Consider the following 18,243-nt stretch of genomic DNA (forward strand, 5'->3'; position numbering starts at 1 on the left):
CTGTCGATCATGGCTCACGACTATGCGCAAGAGGTCGCCGACCTCTCTTATGAGACCGCTCGCGACCAATTGGCCGAAACCGTCAATCGTCTCGAGCAAGGCGGTGCGACCCTCGAAGAGTCGCTCGAGCTCTGGGAGCGCGGCACCGCCCTCGCTGATCGCTGCGAGCAGTGGCTCACCGGCGCACGCCAGCGCCTCGAGGCCGCGCAAGAGACCTCAGCAGCAGGTCGGCAGAGCGCCGTGGCAGGCGACGAGGACACCGGTGCTGCCGGTGCTGGTGCTGCCGGCGCTGCAGCGACGAGCACAGGCGACGATGACGTCTTCTGATCAGACCGAGCGCGTCGCCAGTTCAACTGCCGACAGCCCAGCTGACAGCGACCGAGCAGTTGCGCCTCCGCGCGGCCCGGTGCCGTCTCAGGCCTCTGACTCTGCGAAGAAGCACCGCGCCCAGCAGACGCTGCGCAATCTGATTCTCGCGATCATCGCATGCGCTGGCGTGCTCGTGCTGATGCTCATCGTCGTGCCCCGCGACAACTCACCGATGCACGATGCCGTCGACTTCCAGGGCACGGCGCAGGGCATCCAGCCGACCATCGACTGGCAGCTCGCGGTTCCCGAACCGGGCCAGGGCTGGCAGGCGAATCGCGCCGACATCGACCAGGAGCCCACGAACCAGCTGCAAGTCTGGACGATCGGGTTCCTGACGCCAAGACACCAATACATCCGGTTTGAGCAGGTCAGGGGGGCGAACCCGACTTGGGTCAGCCAGGATCTCGACGGCCGACGGCCGACCGGCCAGATCGAGCTCTCCGGCCATGCGTTCACCGTCTATGACCAGCGAGACTCCCCCGACTTTCAGAAGGGGCAGAACGATTACGCGCTGACCACCGAGGTCGCGGGAACTACACTGATCTTCAACGGAACAGCCGATGACGACGAGTTCGCCCAGCTGGTCGACGCGACTTTGACCTCGCTGAACAGCTGACCCCCGATCGGACGAACCGTCGCACACCGGCACGAAGGAGAGCCATGAGCGAGCTGGAACTTGGTACGCCTCAAGAGGTATGGGATGAGCTGCAGGAGGGCAACGACCGTTTCGCCACGATGCGCTGTCGCCACCCGCATCGCGATGAGGCTCGCCGACAGGAGCTGCTGACCGGGCAGTCTCCGAAAGCAGTCGTCTTGGGCTGTGGCGATTCCCGTGTGCCTGCCGAGATCGTGTTCGATGCGGGCCTCGGCGATCTCTTCGTCGTACGCAACGCCGGCGCCGTCATCGGCACCAGCATCCTCGGATCGATCGAATTCGCGGTCGGCTCGCTGCACGTGCCGCTGGTGATGGTGATGGGTCACGAGAGCTGCGGCGCGATCGCCGGAGCCATCGCCGCCGCAGACCCGGAGCAGCCGACGCCCCCCGGCTACTTTCTCGAAGAGCTGCTGCACCGCATCAAGCCGGCAGTCACGCAGGCCGGGCGAGACGGTGACACTTCGCCGCGACACATCGGCGAGCTGCAGGTCGAGAATACGGTGCAGGCCATCATGGAACGTTCCGAGCTCGTCGCCGCCGCGGTGAGCCGTGGCGAGACCGCGGTGGTCGGCAGCATCTACGATCTGAGCACCTCACGTGTGCGCGCCATCACTGCGCGCGGCCTCGACCTCGGGCAGTCGGTCACGAGCACCGCCGGGCGCGAGCTCTCCCACTGACCCCACCACCGCATCCACCTCGAAGCTGCACGTGCAACGCAGCACAGAACAGAAAGAAGGGCTGTAACAGTGACCGAATACCGCATCGAGCACGACACCATGGGAGAGGTCAGAGTTCCTGCTGACGCACTCTACGGCGCACAGACGCAGCGAGCCGTCGAGAACTTCCCCATCTCGGGCACCGGGTTGGAGCACCGGCACATCGCCGCGCTGGCGCACATCAAGAAAGCCGCCGCGCTGGCGAACGCCGAGCTGGGCATTCTCGAGCAAGACGTCGCTCAGGCGATCGCCGACGCCGCTGACAAGGTCGTCACCGGCGAGTACGACCGGCACTTCCCCATCGATGTCTACCAGACCGGGTCGGGCACGTCTTCGAACATGAACACCAACGAGGTGCTGGCCAATCTTGCGTCGCAGGCGCTCGGCAAGCCGGTGCACCCGAACGACAATGTGAACGCCTCGCAGTCGTCGAACGATGTGTTCCCGACGTCGGTGCACGTGGCCGTCACCGGTGCGCTGCTCGAAGATCTCATCCCGTCGCTCGACGAGCTCGCCCGCTCGCTCGAGGCGAAGCGCGATGAGTGGAAGGACGTCGTCAAGGCCGGCCGCACCCATCTGATGGACGCCACCCCGGTGACCGTCGGTCAGGAGTTCGGCGGCTACGCGCGTCAGATTCGTCTGGGCATCGAGCGCGTCGAGGCTGCACTGCCACGCGTCGCAGAGGTGCCGCTGGGCGGCACCGCGACCGGCACCGGCATCAACACGCCGAAGGGCTTTCCGCAGAAGGTCATCGAGCTGCTGCGTGAAGACACCGGGCTGCCCATCACCGAGGCGAAAGATCACTTCGAGGCTCAGGGCGCGCGCGACGCGCTGGTCGAGGCGTCGGGCGCGCTGCGCACCATCGCCGTCAGCCTGATCAAGATTCAGAACGACCTGCGCTGGGCGTCGTCAGGCCCCAACGCCGGTCTGGGCGAGCTGCACCTGCCCGATCTGCAGCCCGGCTCGTCGATCATGCCCGGCAAGGTCAACCCGGTGATTCCCGAGGCGGTGCTGCAGGTCGCCTCGCGCGTCATCGGCAACGACACGGTTGCGACCTGGGCTGGTGCCTCGGGCAACTTCGAGCTCAACGTGCAGATTCCGGTGATCGCCAATGCACTGCTCGAGTCGATCCGCCTGCTGAGCAACTCGACGCACCTGCTCGCGGTCAAGACCGTCGACGGCATCAAGGTCAACGTCGAGCGTGCTCGCCAGCTGGCAGAGTCGTCACCGTCGATCGTCACACCGCTGAACCGGGTGATCGGCTATGAGAGCGCGGCGAAGATCGCGAAGTACGCCGTGGCCAACAAGGTCACCGTGCGCGAGGCGACCATCGCCCTCGGCTTCGTCGAGCGTGGCGAGATCACCGAAGAGCAGCTCGACAAGGCCCTCGACGTGCTGTCGATGACCTCGCCGAATCTCTGATTCGCGCAAGTTCTGCGGGGAGTGGCCAGTGCCAGATCGGGGCACCGGCCACTCCCCGTTTTTCTGTGCCTTCACTCTGCTCTCTCGGCGCACCCGAGGCATCAGCCGACACGTGTGTCCCAGCACGACCGCGGCATGAGACGATGCTCGGTTCTCTGCGTGCGATGAGCACCCGGTCGTGCCCCATTCCGTTTCGCCCCGACCTGATGCTCTGAGAGTGCTGTGGATCTCTCTCTTTTGGCAGGCGAGCAGCGCGACGAAACCTCTTGAGGCATACCAACTTCCAGCTCGCTCGTGGACCTACGGCCGCAGTCGCAGCAGAGCGAAACGATGGCGAGCTACCCAGTATCAGCTGCAGGCAACACGGGCGTCGCTCAGTGTTCACCGGAGCGTCACGCGGTCACACGCAGAATGAACTGGAATCGCGCCAATTCTGCTTTAGGCTCAAGACAACCGATCACCCGATCGGCGCGGGTAGGGCCTCCCCTCCCGAAAGGAAGGCAGCGGCCCCTCACGCATCAGTCGTCTGAGGAGTCAACGTGGCCACAACATCCCACCGCAGCGAGTCGACCAGCGCGACCGTCGAAGGCGGGCAGACCATCGCATCCGCACGCAGTGTGCAGGCACCGAGCCGGAACGCCGCCCAGACAGCAGGCAGTACAGCCGGCACCGGCGCCGGTCAATTCGCCCACGCACATCACGCCGATCTGATCGGCACCGGGCAGCGCACGTACGTGATCGACACGTCAGTGCTGATCAGCGATCCCGACGCGATCTTTCGGTTCGCCGAGCACGAAGTGGTGATTCCGATCGTTGTCGTGACCGAGCTGGAGGGCAAGCGGCACGATCCGGAGCTCGGATACTATGCGCGCCGGGCGCTGCGAAACCTCGACGATCTGCGCCGCGAACACGAGCGACTGGACTTCGCCGTGCCCATCGGTGACGAGGGCGGTTCGCTGCGCGTCGAGCTGAACCATTCGAGCACCGCAGCACTGCCGAGCGGGTTTCAGAGCAGCGGATCCACGAACGACTCGCGCATTCTGGCGGTCGCGCAGAACCTGTCGGTCGAGGGCTGCGACGTCGTGGTGGTGTCGAAGGACATGCCAATGCGGGTGAAGGCGTCGGCGCTCGGGCTTGCGGCTGACGAGTATCGCGCCGAGCAGGTCGTCGACACAGGATGGACCGGCCTCGCCGAGCTGCACGTGACCGACGATCAGATGTCAGCGCTCTACAACGAGGATCGCGTCGACCTCGACGGCACCGAGGAGCTGCCGGTGAACACGGGACTGGTGCTCTCGTCGGCACGCGGTTCGGGGCTCGGGCGGCTGCTCGCCGACGGGCAGGTCAAGATGGTCTCGGGCGACCGCGACATCTTCGGGCTGCACGGGCGCAGTGCAGAGCAGCGGCTAGCGATCGATCTGCTGCTCGACCCGAGCGTGGGCATTGTGTCGCTCGGCGGTCGGGCCGGCACTGGCAAGTCGGCGCTCGCACTGTGTGCAGGGCTCGAGGCGGTGCTCGAACGCGGGCAGCATCGCAAGGTCATGGTGTTTCGTCCGCTGTATGCGGTCGGTGGGCAGGAGCTCGGGTATCTGCCGGGCGATCGGGACGAGAAGATGAACCCGTGGGGCCAGGCGGTGTTCGACACGCTCAGCGCCGTTGTGTCGCCGCAGGTGCTCGAAGAGATCGTGGCGCGCGAGCTCGTCGAGGTGCTGCCCCTGACGCATATTCGCGGGCGGTCGCTGCATGACTCCTTCGTGATCGTGGACGAGGCGCAGTCTCTCGAGCGCAACGTGCTGCTGACGGTGCTCAGCCGCATCGGGCAGAATTCGCGTGTGGTGCTGACACACGATGTGAATCAGCGCGACAACCTGCGGGTCGGCCGGCACGACGGCATCACCTCGGTGGTCGAGAAGCTGAAGGGGCACCCGCTGTTCGGGCATGTGACGCTCACACGCAGCGAGCGCAGCGAGATCGCAGGCCTGGTGACCGATGTGCTCGGGGACTTCTAGTCAGAGACGCTGTGCGGTCAGGTGGTGGCTGGTGTCTGCTGCCGGAGTCGCGAGCAGGTTCGGGCTGCAGCTTCGGGGCTGCAGGTTCGGGGCTGCAGGTTCGGGGCTGCGATTGCGTTCAAGGGCCTCTGGCCGTTTGAGCGCTGACCCCGCCAAGCAGGAGCACCTGCCCCGAGCAGGAGCGCTTATGCCTCGCAGGAGCGCATGAGTTCGACATCTCCTGGCCGTTGAACCCAGCTTCCACCAAGCAGGAGCATCTGTGACGAGCGGGAGCGCTCTTCGGCGAGAATTGCTCCTACACGGTTCAGATGCTCCTGCTGTGCGAAGCGAGCAGGTGAGGATCTCGTTCGACTTCATCTGCAGGTGTGACCGAGCGCAGGCCCAGGCTGTCAACAGCTCACTGCCACGAGTATCGAGACGGGGCAAATGCTCGACTGAGCCGGCTGCTTCCGCGTTCTCACGACTCGGGGGCCTTCCACTCTGCACAACCGGCACAGGCCATGCATCTCGTCAACACCAGACGGACCAGGAATCGGCTGAGCGCCCGATGAGGGCATCGTATTCTCATGCAAGACTTACTCGCCCTGGTACCCACTGGAGTCGTCCAAGTGCGCTGGCTTCTGCAACAAGGCGCTTCACGAGCAGACCTCGCGCGAGCACGGCGTCAGGGACTGATCAAGACCATCCGCAGAGGTTGGGTCGAGACAGCTCCTGCACCAGATCCTCACGTGCTCAGAGCGGTCTCGCTGGGAGGTGTCCTCAGCGGCCCGCACGCACTGGCACGCTGGGGCGGTCGAATTCCTCCTGACGCCTACGGCCATATTGTGCAGGTGGGCCATACTGCGCCGATCAAGCGAGAGCGCCTGCACACCCACTACGTGCACCACGCCGCCATGCCAGCAGCTCCATTTGGAATCGTCCCCTGGCAGCAGGCGCTCCGACACGCACTGGGACGGCTTGAGATCGTGGAAGCTGTTGCCGTCGTCGACGGACTCTTGCACACTGCACGCAGCAGAAAGCTGCCCCCAGCGTCGGCACTCCGAGAAGATGAGATTCGTTCAGAGCTCATGCGTTCCTCGCTTGGCAGACAGGTCTTGGCTCTCAGCGATGCAGACTCTGAATCAATCATCGAGTCATACCCACGCGTCCGTCTGAGGCTTCTCGGCTACGACGTCAAGATTCAGGTACGACTTCCGAGTCTTGAGCGACTTGACCTTCTCATCGAGGAGATCATCTCGCTCGAAGCCGATGGTCGCGGCCACGCTGAGCCAGGCCGGTATGTCAAGGATCATGCGAAAGCGGCACGCTCAGCCCAAACCGGGGTCATCCCGTTGCGATTCACTTTCGCACAAATCATCTACCACTGGGATTTGGTGCTCAGCAGCATCGAAGCCCTGCTCGCGCGATTCTGCCCGGAGAAGCTCAGACCTCGAATCCCGCCGAGCTGTTGAACTCTGCGCCATGCACTCGTTGGATAGAAGCCTTGTGCCGGCCCGGCACTCGCCCAGCCATCTCAGTCTCTTGGACTCGCCTTTTGCCTTGGAGTACACGCACGTCTTGCTACGAGGAGCAAACGTGCCGTGCAGGAGCATTTGCTCCAGTCTGGAGCGTGATTGCCGCAATTGGTGCTCCTGCTTGACACATCTGCTCCTGCACCACCCCTCTCGGCCAGCACGACGCCTGCTTTGCGAAGCTCATCTGCTCCTGCACGGTGCATCTGCTCCTGCACGGCCTGTCTGCTCCTGCACGGCCCAGGCGTCCGACACAGATGCTCTTGCACGGCGCATGGACGCCGCAGAGCAGCACGACGCCTTTGCCGCACACCGGCTAGACTTGACCCTCGTGGCGCTGACAATCGGAATCGTGGGACTGCCCAACGTAGGCAAGTCGACCCTCTTCAATGCACTGACCAAGAACACCGTTCTCGCGGCGAACTACCCGTTCGCGACGATCGAGCCGAACGTGGGCGTGGTCAACCTGCCCGACAAGCGGCTCAACCGCCTCGCCGAGATCTTCCAGAGCGAGAAACTCGTGCCGGCCCCCGTGTCGTTCGTCGACATCGCCGGCATCGTCAAGGGCGCCAGTGAAGGCGAGGGGCTCGGCAATCAGTTCCTCGCCAACATCCGCGAGGCCGACGCGATCGCCCTCGTGAGCCGCGGTTTCAGCGACCCCGACGTCGTGCACGTCGATGGCAGCGTCGATGCGAAGCGCGACATCGAGACCATCATCACCGAGCTCGTGCTCGCAGACCTCCAGACGCTCGAGAAGGCGATCGTCCGCTACGAGAAAGAGGTCAAGGGCAAGAAGATCGACAAGTCAGTGCTCGACGCTGCACTTGCCGCGAAAGCCCACCTCAACCGGGGTGAGCCCCTCTCGACCGCCGACGACATAGACCTCGACGAGGTCAAAGAGCTCGGCCTGCTCACCTCGAAGCCCATCGTCTACGTGTTCAACGTCGACGAGGCCGTGCTCACCGACGATGCCAAGCGTGCCGAGCTCGAGGCACTCGTCGCGCCGGCCAAAGCCATCCTGCTCGACGCCCAGATGGAGAGCGAGCTCATCGACCTCTCCGCAGACGAGGCCCACGAGCTGCTCGCCACCATCGGACAGAATGAGAGCGGCCTCGACCAGCTCGCTCGCATCGGCTTCCAGGCGTTGGGGTTGCAGACTTACCTCACAGCCGGTCCGAAAGAGGCTCGCGCCTGGACTATCCACCAGGGCTGGACCGCACCGCAGGCCGCCGGTGTGATTCACACTGACTTCGAGAAGGGCTTCATCAAGGCCGAGATCGTCTCTTTCGACGACCTCGATGCCGCAGGCTCCATGCACGAGGCGAAGGCCGAGGGCAAGGTGCGCATGGAGGGCAAAGACTACGTCATGCAGGACGGCGACGTGGTCGAGTTTCGCTTCAACGTCTAGCTGCCGACGTTCTGTCACACGGCCGAACGATGCGGTCGGTAGACTGCGGCCATGTCCGCCTCCGCGCAGCCCGCCGCAGCGGCTCCGGTGCGCATTCGGCCGTATTCTTCGGCGGATGCCGCCGCGACCCGCGATGTCTTCTCGCGCGCCGTGAAGATCACCGCCGCTTCGCACTACACGACCGAGCAACGGGCTGCCTGGGCGGCCGGCAGCGGTTCGCTGAACCGCTGGAACGCCGATCGCTCGGCTCACCACACGCTGGTCGCGGTCGAGATGCTGGCGGAGTCTCACGACGACCGCGCAGTCGTGTCGGTCGCAATCGATGCCTCGCCCGGGGGTCAGAAGGGTCTCATGGCTGTGAGGACCGATCCCGAAGGTGAGGTGCAGAGCAGTCGCATGGCTGTCGCCGCGCCCGACGCGCGACGTGACGCCGACCACGGCACGAAAGCTCAGGCCGCGACCGAGCACATCGTCGGATACGTCGACTTTCGCGACTCGGGCTACATCGACCATCTCTTCGTCGCCCCCAATCGCGGCAGGCAGGGCGTCGCCAGCCAGCTGCTGACAGCGGCGATCGCGCGGGCCCGAGATCATGGCGCCGTCGAGCTGACCTCCCACGCGAGTCTGGTCGCGATACCGGTCTTCGAACGCCAGGGTTTCACAGTCGTGCACCGGGAACAGGTCTTGCTGCGCGGACAGTCCTTCGACCGCGCCCTGATGCGTCTCGCCCTCGACGATTGGACTACCGACGCCGAGTAGGGGCGCTGCTCCTGGAACGCTGCACCCCATGCTGCTCCTCGAACGCTGCACCCCATGCTGCTCCTCAAACGCTGCGTCTCCCCCTCATACTGTGCCTCGAGCGCTGCGCCTCTCTTATTTTCCCCACCCCCTAAAAAAGAAAAACTGCTCCTCGAACGCCGAGCAGAAGGTGCTGAGCCTCAGCCCACCCATGCGCAGATCTCCACGCGCGCACATGCTGTCCCGACATGCCTCTGCGACATGTCGCCTATACCCTCTCTGCACATCCGACGCAATGGCCATCGCGGCGATATACGAATCTCTGGCACCCGCCTCGTGTCGGCGGCAATGGGTAGGGTGATTCATATCCGGAAGCACCGTGGCCTCCGCATCCCGCTGTGACCCGGTGTCCGACTGCTGAGCGATTCAGAACGATTCAGAGTGATCCAGGAGGAACACGTGAACGGCGAAGCCACCACGATCCCAGCCCGCGCTGACGAAGAGGCGCAGGGCACCGGCCCCGAGGCGCGCGACACTGTGCTCGCCGAGGCCCGAACGGTCCTCACGCAGAGCCCTTCGAGCGCTCCAAGCCTCGCCTCCGTGAACGACCTCGCAGATCTGCTCACTCGCTACACCAGAGCCCTCGGCGATCAAGACGTGATCTCGATCGGCGGCGCGCTGCTCGCCGAGGTCGTCGAAGACCACCTCGCTCTCGCATCCACGCGGGCGCACGGCCAGTCGCTGGTGCGCTTCACCGGCCCGGCCGCCCCTGACTCAGACGGACAGCTCAGCGGCGCGCTGCTCATCGTGACGCCCGACAAGCCGTTCATCGTCGACTCGCTGCTCGCAGAGCTCGGCCGGCAGCAGATCGACGTGCACGCAGTGGTGCATCCGACCTTCGTCGTCACGCGCGATCGCGACGGTCGGGTCGTCTCAGTGATCAGCCCGCCCACGGCCGCCGCCCGCACAGAGTCGTTCGCCCTGCCACAGCCCGGCCACGAAGTCACCGTCGAGTCGTGGGTCTACGTCAGCACCGAGCTCATCGCGCACGACGACGTGCGGCGCGCCCTCGTCCAGGCCACTGAGAAGGTCATGGCCGACGTGACTCTGGTCAACGACGACTGGCCGCTGATGCGGGCGCAGGCGCAGCGCATCAGCGCCGAGCTGCGCGCCGCTCCCCCGCTCGGGCTCGAAGAGCGCTCGGCGCAGGCCTCACGATTCCTCGAGTGGCTCGACGACGACAACTTCACCTTCTTCGGCTACCAGGAATACGACCTCGTCACCGTCGACGGCGATGACGCCCTGCAGCGGGTCGCCGGCACCGGGCTCGGCCTGTTCCGCCACAGCGGCCCGGCCAAGGCGCCCGAGTCGAGCAGCTCATCGAGCACCGCCCCGAAATCGAGCGCCGCCGCACCGAAGCCGCTGCTGCGCAAGAACCTCGAGAAGGCTCGCGAGCGCGACGTGCTCATCATCACGAAGGCCAACTCGCGGTCGACGGTGCACCGCGATGCGTTCCTCGACTACGTCGGCGTCAAGCGCTTCGACGCCTTCGGCCGGGTCGACGGCGAGCGTCGCTTTCTCGGTCTGTTCACCCTGGCCAGCTACACCCAGTCGGTGCTGAGCATTCCCGTCGTCGCCGAGAAGGTGCAGAGCGTGCTCGAGCGCAGCGGCTTCCGCCCTGACAGCCACAACGGCCGCGATGTGCTCGCCCTGCTCGAGACCTACCCCCGAGACGAGCTGTTCCAGGCCGACACCGAGACGCTGCGGCGCAATGTGCTGATTCTGCGACAGGTCGCCGAGCGACGGCGCAGCTGGGTGTTCCTGCGCACCGACCCCTACGAGCGCTTCGTGACCGCGCTGGTCTATCTGCCCCGCGACGCGTTCAACACACAGGTGCGTCTGGGCATCTCAGACCTGCTGCAGCAGACGTATCACGCGGCCTATGTCGAGCACGAGTCGCGCATGTCCGACTCGGCGCTGGCTCGCCTCTACTTCGTCGCCCGCCTGAAGCCGGGCGAGCTGCTGCCCGACGCCGACATCGACGCCCTGCACGCGCGCATCATCGAGCTCACCCGCACGTGGCACGATCAGCTCGCCGAGCTGGTGGCCGCCCAGTCGGGCCAGATCGCCGCGGCATCCGTCGCCCGGCAGCTGCGACAGGCGTTCCCCGACAGCTACCGCGAGGCGTTCACGCCCGCCGAGGCGCTGGCCGATCTGCCGCATCTCGCTGCAGTCTCGTCGCCCGAGGCGGCGCTGACCGGCATGCTGGGTGCGGTTGGCGCCCCGGTGACGGCGGGCCCGGCGGATGCTGCCGTCGAGACCGCGTCCACGACCTCCGTCTTCGAGGCCGAGGGCGTCGTTCGCACACCGGCGCCGAGCGCCGTCGCACACGCCGACCGGCTGTCGCTGCGGCTGTATCGCGACGTCGATGGCGAAGCGCATGTGAAGGTCTTTCACGACGAGCCGATCGCGTTGGCCGAGGTGCTGCCGATCTTCACGAACCTCGGCGTCGAGGTCGTCAACGAGCACCCGTTCGTGGTGCAGGCCGGCTCTGGCCGCTCCCCCGTCTACGTGCACGACTACGGAGTGCGCGCGGCAGACACCCTCGACACCCTCGCGGCCGACTTCGCCGAAGCCTTCGCGGCGGCCTGGCTGGGCTGGGTCGAGTCCGACCCGCTCGACCGTCTGGTCACCACCACCCGCGCGACCTGGCGCGAGGTGAGTGTGCTGCGCGCCTACGTGCGCTACCTGCGACAGATCGGGCTCGCCTACTCGACCACGTTCATCGCCGAGACGCTCGTCGACCACGCCGACATCACGCTCGCCCTCGTCGAGCTGTTCGAGCAGTCGTTCGATCCGGCCGTCGACGGCACGATCGACGAGCGCCGCGTGCGCGTGCTGGCCATACAGGCCGACATCGAGCAGGCCCTGACCAAGATCACCAGCCTCGACACCGACACGGTGCTGCGGCGGCTCGCCGAAGCCGTGATCGCCACCGTGCGCACCAGCGCCTACCAGTTCGCCGCCGACGGATCGCCCAAGCCGCAGATCACCTTCAAGATCGAGCCGCGACGCATCAGCGGCGTGCCCCAGCCGGTGCCGCTGTTCGAGCTCTGGGTCTACTCTCCCGAGGTCGAGGGTGTGCACCTGCGCTTCGGCCAGGTCGCCCGCGGCGGCCTGCGCTGGTCGGATCGCCGCGAAGACTTTCGCACCGAGGTGCTCGGGCTCGTCAAAGCCCAGGTCGTCAAGAACGCGGTGATCGTGCCCACCGGCGCCAAGGGCGGCTTCTATCCGAAGCGCCTGCCCGACCCGAACGTCGACCGCGGCGCGTGGATGGCCGCCGGCGAAGACGCCTACCGTCTGTTCGTCAGCGGCATGCTCGACGTGACCGACAACCGTGATCTGGCCGCCGGCACCGTGACGCATCCGGATGCCGTGGTCGCCTACGACCCCGACGACCCGTATCTGGTGGTCGCCGCCGACAAGGGCACCGCCCGGTTCTCAGACACCGCCAACGAGATTGCCATCGCCGACGGGTTCTGGCTGCAGGACGCCTTCGCGTCGGGTGGTTCGCACGGCTACGATCACAAGGCCATGGGCATCACCGCCCGCGGAGCTTGGACCTCGGTCGAGCGGCACTTCCGCGAGCTCGGCGTCGACGTCGCGACCGACCCGTTCACCGCGGTCGGCATCGGAGACATGTCCGGCGACGTCTTCGGCAACGGGCTGCTGCGCAGCCGCAGCATCCGCCTCATCGCCGCGTTCGACCACCGCGACATCTTCCTCGATCCGCACCCTGACGCCGAGGCCGCCTGGAATGAGCGTCTGCGCCTGTATGAGAAGCCCGGCTCGTCGTGGGCCGACTACCGCCCCGAGCTGATCAGCGAGGGCGGCGGAGTCTTCTCGCGGGCGTCGAAGGCGGTGCCGATCTCCCCAGAGGTCGCTGCAGTGCTGGGCCTCGACCGCGATGGCGGAGCCCCGGCCGCGCTCACGCCGAACGAGCTGATCAAGGCCGTGCTCACCGCACCGGCCGACCTGCTCTACAACGGCGGGATCGGCACCTATGTCAAGGGCAGCGGCGAATCCGACGCCGAGATCGGCGACCGGGCCAACGACGCGATCCGCGTCGACGGGCGCGACCTGCGCGTGCGGGTGGTCGGCGAGGGCGGCAACCTGGGGTTCAGCCAGGCCGGGCGCGTCGAGGCGGCCGAGCACGGCATCCGTCTGAACACCGACGCCATCGACAATTCAGCCGGCGTCGACACCTCAGACCGCGAGGTGAACCTCAAGATTCTGCTCGCCTCGCCACAGGCCGACGGCCACGTGCTCACCTTCGACGAGCGCAACGAGCTGCTCGCCTCGATGACCGACGAGGTCGCGCATCTCGTGCTCACCGACAACTACCGGCAGAACCGCGCCCTGGGCCTCGAGCGCGATCGCAGCGAGCTGATGCCTTCGTACCAGCGACTGATCGCTGAGTGGGAAGCCGACGGCGTGCTCGACCGGGCGCTCGAGCACCTGCCCGAAGACGGCGAGTTCGACCGTCGCATCGCCGCAGGCGAGGGGCTGACCTCGCCCGAGCTCGCGATCGTGCTCTCGTACGCCAAGATCACGCTGAAGCATGCGATTCTCGAATCAGACGTGCCCGACGAATCGTGGACCGACCAGCTGCTGCGCGAGTACTTTCCGCCCGAGGTGGTCACGCGCTACGGTGAGGCGCTCGAGCGGCATCCTCTGGCGCGCGAGATCAAGGCTACGACGCTGGCCAACGACATCGTCGACCACGGCGGTGTGCAGTTCGTCTTCAGCGTGATCGAAGAGACCAGCGACGACCCGGCGCAGGTCGTGCGGGCGTGGGCGGTCATTCGTGAGGCGTTCGACGTCGACACCGTCTTCGGCGACATCGCGACCACCGACAACGCCGTGTCGACCGACACGCAGGACGACATCCTGATCCGCTTCAAACGCGCGCTCGGCCGCGGCGTGCGACTGCTGCTCGAGACGCACAGCGAGCAGCTCGACGTGCCCCGACTGCGCGAGCGCTACGTGCGGCCACTGGCTCGGCTGCGCAGCGAGCTGCCCGCTCTGCATCACGGCGATCACGAGCAGCGCACCGTGGCGCGTCTGGTCGAGGCCGGGGTGTCAGACGCCGTCGCCGAGCGCAGCGCGTTCGCTCTCGAAGAGGTGCATCTCATCGGTGTGGTCGACCTGGTCGACGACGCGCAGGCCACGGCCTCATCGGCGGATGTCCCGGTTGCGCCCGATACCTCGGATGCGGCGCTCGAGCATGCGGCGGCGGTCGAGTTCCTGGCGTTGCGCCGGTACCACCTCGAACAGCTGCTGCAGCTGGTCAGCCGTCTGCCGCGGCACGACCTGTGGCAGACGCTCGCGCGTTCGTCGCTGCGCCAAGACGTCTACGCGGTGCTGCGCCAGATCACGGGCAGCGCCCTGCAGACCGTCGAGGCCTCAGCGCGCGGCGACCAGCGCGACACCGCCGCGGCTCGGCTCGATGCGTGGGAGACACAGCATGCCGGCGCCATCGACCGGGTGCGGGCGTTGGCGAACCGCCTCGCCGAGGCGCCCACCGGCGACGCCTCGCCGCTCGTGGTCGCACTGCGGCTGCTGCGCACCGTGCTGTGATCTGAAGGGGCTGGGCGACGGCTCACACCGTCACGAGGTAGATCGCCACGGCGTGGCATGCGAAGGCCAAGACGGTGAATGAGTGGAACACCTCGTGGAACCCGAACACCTTCGGAGACGGGTTCGGCTTCTTCAGCGCATAGACCACGGCCCCGATGCTGTACAGCAGGCCGCCCACGATCACCAGAATCATCGTGGCCGGGTTCGCGCGATAGAACGCCGGCAGGTACATGACCGCGCCCCAGCCCATCAGCAGATAGATCACCACGTACAGCCAGCGGGGCGCACCGATCCAGAACACCCTGAAGAGGATGCCGGCGAACGCCGCACTCCAGGCGATCAGCAGCAGTGCTCTCGCCTGACCAGGCGGCAGCGTCATCGTGGCGAGCGGCGTGTACGTGCCCGCGATCAGCAGCAGGATGTTGGAGTGATCGATGCGTTTGAGCACCAGCTTCACTCGCGGGCCCCAGTTGAAGATGTGGTAGACCGCCGAGTTGCCGAAGAGCAGGATCGACGAGGCCATGTAGACGGCGCAGGCCAGCTTCGGCCAGAGTCCGTGCGCCAGGGTGATCAGCACGATGCCGCTGGCCAGCGCCAGCGGAAAGCTCACCGCGTGCAGCCACCCGCGCAGCATCGGCTTGTCGCCGCGGATCTCACGGGTGACCTCGGTGATCGGAAGATGCGGCAGCTTCGGCTCCTCAGCCTGAACAGCACGCTCGACGTCCTGCTCAGAGCCGTTGACGGCAGCACACTGCACCGACCGGGCGTCGGCTGAGTCCGCTGGCGTCACGCCCTGCCGTCGTGTCTGGTCGCTCATGGGGCACAGTTTACTCGCGAGCGGATCCGCGGTCTGCCCCGTGGCCGCGCCCGATTGGGTATCGTTGGGTGAGTGTCCAGTACTGCACATCGCACCCCTCTGCTGTATCGCATCTATGAGCGTCGTCTTGAGAAGCAGCTCAGGCAGCAGACGCCTCCACAGCATGTGGCGGTGATTCTGGACGGCAACCGACGCTGGGCGCAGAAGCAGAACTCCCAGGCGGCCACCGGACACCGTGCCGGAGCCGCCGTGATCCGCGAGTTTCTGGGCTGGTGCGACGGGCTCGGCATCGGCATCGTGACGCTGTACCTGCTGTCGACCGACAACCTCAGCCACCGCGGCACCGACGAACTCACCCAGCTGATTCAGATCATCATCGATCTCACCGACGAGATCTCACGATGCAGCGACTGGCGCATTCATCATGTCGGCAGCACAGAGGGCCTGCCGCGCGAGCTGGTCGAGGCACTGCAGTCGGCCGAGGCGCGCACCGCCGACGCCGTGGGCATGCAGGTGAATCTTGCGGTCGGCTATGGCGGGCGTCGCGAGATCGTGGATGCAGTGCGCCTGGCCGCCCGAGACTGGCAGCACCGGGGGCGGTCGCTGGCACAGTTCGCCGAGAAGGTCAGCGAGAGCGAGATCGCGAGCCACCTCTACACGGGAAGTCAGCCCGACCCTGATCTGATTCTGCGCACCTCGGGCGAGCAGCGGCTGAGCGACTTTCTGCTCTGGCAGGCGGCCCACAGCGAGTTCTACTTCGCCGACGTGCTGTGGCCAGATTTTCGTCGAGTCGACTTCCTGCGCGCTCTGCGCGCCTACGCGCTGCGGCAGCGGCGATTCGGCAGCTGATCGAACGCCCGAGCGGCGGCAACCGGGCTGCTAGCCGCGGTTCGTGCGCTTGGCCTCGCGGCGGGCCGCCCGGGCCTCGAACTTGGCATCGCGCTCAGCGATCTGGCGCTTCTTGCGCTCGAACGGATCGAGCAACACGTCATCGTCGTCAAGGCCCTCGGGAAACTCCTGGTCGACCACGCCGTACTTCTCTGCGAGCTCGACGCGTGCCTGGCGACGGTAGCGCATGCGCCGAAGGCGCCGCACCATGTCGAAGATCAGAATCGCGATGAGCACGGCGATGACGAAGATCGCGAAGAAGGCCCCGGGGCCCGCACCGATCTGCTCCTGATCCTGCTGAGGCTGATCAGACGGCGAGGGCGAGGGGCTGGTCTCGGTCTCGGCACTCCACGCATCAGCGATCGGCAGAGCCGAAGTCACGGTTTCAGGCAGCACAGTCATGGTCTCCAGTCTCTCACGGTTAGCGCATGCGCAAGCAGTCACAACGCAGTGTCAGCGGCAGCAGAAGCGTTGCGGTCGTCCGAAGCGTCTGGGGCACCGTCATCGTCCACGACTCCGGCGAAGAGGTCGTGCTCTGGAATCGCCGTCTGCACCCGCGAGTCGACCAGCTGGTAATCCTCATAGGGCCACACCCGTCGCTGCAGATCGTTGGGCAGAAAGAAGAACGGGCTGTCCGGCGCGACCTGGCTCTCATGCGAGCGCAGTGCCGCATCCCGCGTCTCGAAGCACTCCCCGCATTCCACCTGGGTGGTGACCTTGAGCGGACGCTCGCGGAACAGCTCGGCGACTTCGCCGACCCGCGCCGCAGCTGCGCGCTCGACCGCACCATCGCCTCCATCGCACCCGCTCACCCCTCCGCCGCCGACCTCGCTGATGTCGGCGGCCATCGCCGCGTGCACCGCCTGAAAACGCTGATAGTTCTGAATGCGGTCGTAGTACAGCTTCTGCACCTGCCAGGCCGGCCCGAGATCCGGGTGCACGGTCGCATCGGCCGCGGCACGCAGCGCACGCACGCTCACCTCATGGCAGCGGATGTGGTCGGGGTGCGGGTAGCCGCCGTTCTCGTCATACGTGATGAGCACGTGCGGGCGGATGCGACGGATCGCCCGAATGAGCGGCTGCACCGTGAGATCGATGGGCAGGGAGGCAAAGGCGAGCGGCGGAACAGGGTCGCCCGGATCGGGCAGGCCGCTGTCACGGTAGCCGAGCCAGATATGGTCGACCCCGAGGATGTCGCGGGCGGCCGCCATCTCGGTGTGGCGCAGGCCGGCGATGTCGCGGGCGGCCCAGGCCGTGCGACGAAGACTCGGGTTGAGCACCGAGCCGCTCTCGCCGCCGGTGCAGCTGACCACGGCGACGCTGACGCCGGCCCGCACGTAGTGCGCGAATGTGGCGGCGCCCTTGCTCGACTCGTCGTCGGGATGCGCATGCACGGCCATCAGGCGAAGTGTCACTGGTGGGCCTCCTCAGCTGCGTTTGCGCACCAGGCTGCGGTGCACGTGTCTGCACCCGGACGCGCCGTCGCTCACGTGCATGAACTCCAGTGTAAATCAGTGCGGTCGGCCGCGATCGTTCCCGACGCATCCGACGGCTGCCGACACCGATAGACTCGAGCGTAGTGACTATCGAGGCGAGGTGAGGGTCGGCGCATGAGTGCAGGCAACAGTGCGATGCTGCAGGAGCGCTACGGTCGAGCTCCCCGTCGGCTGAGTCGCCGCGGCTGGATCTGGCTCGGCTCGGTGCTCATCGTGCTCGCGATCGTGGCACTCGCCTGGTTCGCGGCCGCGCAGCCCATGGCCTCGGTGCAGGCCAAGACGACGACATCGGCGATCGACGAGCACGGCAACGCCACGGTTCGGTTCACGCTCAACGTCGCTCCCGGTGCTGCGACGCGCTGCGCGGTCGATGCCCGCGGCGAAGGCCAGAGCCAGGTCGGCTGGAAGTACGTCGACGTGCCCGCCGCCGACGTGCAGAGCCGCACCATCGAGGTCACCGTCAAGACCGTGCAGCCGGCCATGGCCGGTTCGGTCGACAGCTGCTGGATCGTCTGACCGGCTTCTCTGAGCATGCGCGCGCTGCCGCCCGTGTCAGAGGGCGGGGAGTACAATT

The 18,243-nt window shown here is 66.4% G+C and carries 14 protein-coding genes; 11 read left to right on the forward strand and 3 right to left on the reverse strand.

The window, feature by feature from the left end:
- Positions 1-9 precede the first annotated feature (9 nt).
- The 9 genes from LRX77_RS09270 to LRX77_RS09310 all read left to right on the forward strand — a co-directional run bounded on the left by LRX77_RS09270 (position 10) and on the right by LRX77_RS09310 (position 14,468).
- Positions 10-327, forward strand: coding sequence for an exodeoxyribonuclease VII small subunit (locus tag LRX77_RS09270; protein ID WP_231832617.1), 318 nt, complete (start codon positions 10-12; stop codon positions 325-327).
- Positions 314-985, forward strand: a complete 672-nt coding sequence (locus tag LRX77_RS09275) for a DUF4245 domain-containing protein (protein ID WP_231832618.1) — start codon at positions 314-316, stop codon at positions 983-985. Before LRX77_RS09270 ends, LRX77_RS09275 begins: the two co-directional genes overlap by 14 nt.
- Positions 986-1,029: 44 nt before the next feature.
- Positions 1,030-1,701 (forward strand): carbonic anhydrase, encoded by a 672-nt coding sequence (locus tag LRX77_RS09280; RefSeq protein WP_231832619.1) that lies wholly within the window; start codon positions 1,030-1,032, stop codon positions 1,699-1,701.
- Between the two features lie 69 nt (positions 1,702-1,770).
- Positions 1,771-3,162 carry a class II fumarate hydratase gene (locus tag LRX77_RS09285; RefSeq protein WP_331716157.1) on the forward strand — a complete coding sequence of 464 codons (1,392 nt, stop codon included), beginning with the start codon at positions 1,771-1,773 and terminating at the stop codon, positions 3,160-3,162.
- A 707-nt stretch (positions 3,163-3,869) separates the two neighbouring features.
- Positions 3,870-5,171 carry a PhoH family protein gene (locus LRX77_RS09290; protein WP_231832674.1) on the forward strand — a complete coding sequence of 434 codons (1,302 nt, stop codon included), beginning with the start codon at positions 3,870-3,872 and terminating at the stop codon, positions 5,169-5,171.
- A 728-nt stretch (positions 5,172-5,899) separates the two neighbouring features.
- Positions 5,900-6,622, forward strand: coding sequence for a hypothetical protein (locus LRX77_RS09295; protein ID WP_231832620.1), 723 nt, complete (start codon positions 5,900-5,902; stop codon positions 6,620-6,622).
- 391 nt (positions 6,623-7,013) lie between these two features.
- Positions 7,014-8,090 (forward strand): redox-regulated ATPase YchF, encoded by a 1,077-nt coding sequence (gene ychF / locus LRX77_RS09300; protein ID WP_231832621.1) that lies wholly within the window; start codon positions 7,014-7,016, stop codon positions 8,088-8,090.
- Positions 8,091-8,141: 51 nt separating this feature from the next.
- A complete protein-coding gene (locus LRX77_RS09305; protein ID WP_231832622.1) occupies positions 8,142-8,849 on the forward strand; it encodes a GNAT family N-acetyltransferase in 708 nt (235 codons plus the stop codon).
- 438 nt (positions 8,850-9,287) lie between these two features.
- Entirely contained in the window at positions 9,288-14,468 is a 5,181-nt protein-coding gene (locus tag LRX77_RS09310; protein ID WP_231832623.1) for an NAD-glutamate dehydrogenase, read from the forward strand.
- Positions 14,469-14,490: 22 nt separating this feature from the next.
- On the opposite strand, the gene trhA is transcribed toward LRX77_RS09310, so the two are convergent.
- Positions 14,491-15,285, reverse strand: a complete 795-nt coding sequence (gene trhA / locus LRX77_RS09315; RefSeq protein ID WP_442961629.1) for a PAQR family membrane homeostasis protein TrhA — start codon at positions 15,283-15,285, stop codon at positions 14,491-14,493.
- 72 nt (positions 15,286-15,357) lie between these two features.
- Between trhA and LRX77_RS09320 the strand changes: the two genes are divergently transcribed.
- Positions 15,358-16,134, forward strand: coding sequence for an isoprenyl transferase (locus tag LRX77_RS09320; protein WP_231832624.1), 777 nt, complete (start codon positions 15,358-15,360; stop codon positions 16,132-16,134).
- Positions 16,135-16,164: 30 nt separating this feature from the next.
- On the opposite strand, the gene LRX77_RS09325 is transcribed toward LRX77_RS09320, so the two are convergent.
- Both LRX77_RS09325 and mca read right to left on the reverse strand, forming a co-directional pair.
- Positions 16,165-16,575: a hypothetical protein gene (locus tag LRX77_RS09325; RefSeq protein WP_231832625.1), complete on the reverse strand. Its 411-nt coding sequence runs from the start codon at positions 16,573-16,575 to the stop codon at positions 16,165-16,167.
- 38 nt (positions 16,576-16,613) lie between these two features.
- Positions 16,614-17,588, reverse strand: coding sequence for a mycothiol conjugate amidase Mca (gene mca / locus LRX77_RS09330; protein WP_231832626.1), 975 nt, complete (start codon positions 17,586-17,588; stop codon positions 16,614-16,616).
- A 195-nt stretch (positions 17,589-17,783) separates the two neighbouring features.
- On the opposite strand from mca, the gene LRX77_RS09335 reads away from it, so the two are divergent.
- A complete protein-coding gene (locus LRX77_RS09335) occupies positions 17,784-18,185 on the forward strand; it encodes a DUF4307 domain-containing protein (protein ID WP_231832627.1) in 402 nt (133 codons plus the stop codon).
- Positions 18,186-18,243: the final 58 nt, after the last annotated feature.

The organism is Pseudoclavibacter sp. 13-3, from assembly GCF_021168475.1.
In the GTDB taxonomy this organism is placed as follows: Bacteria; Actinomycetota; Actinomycetes; order Actinomycetales; family Microbacteriaceae; genus Pseudoclavibacter_A.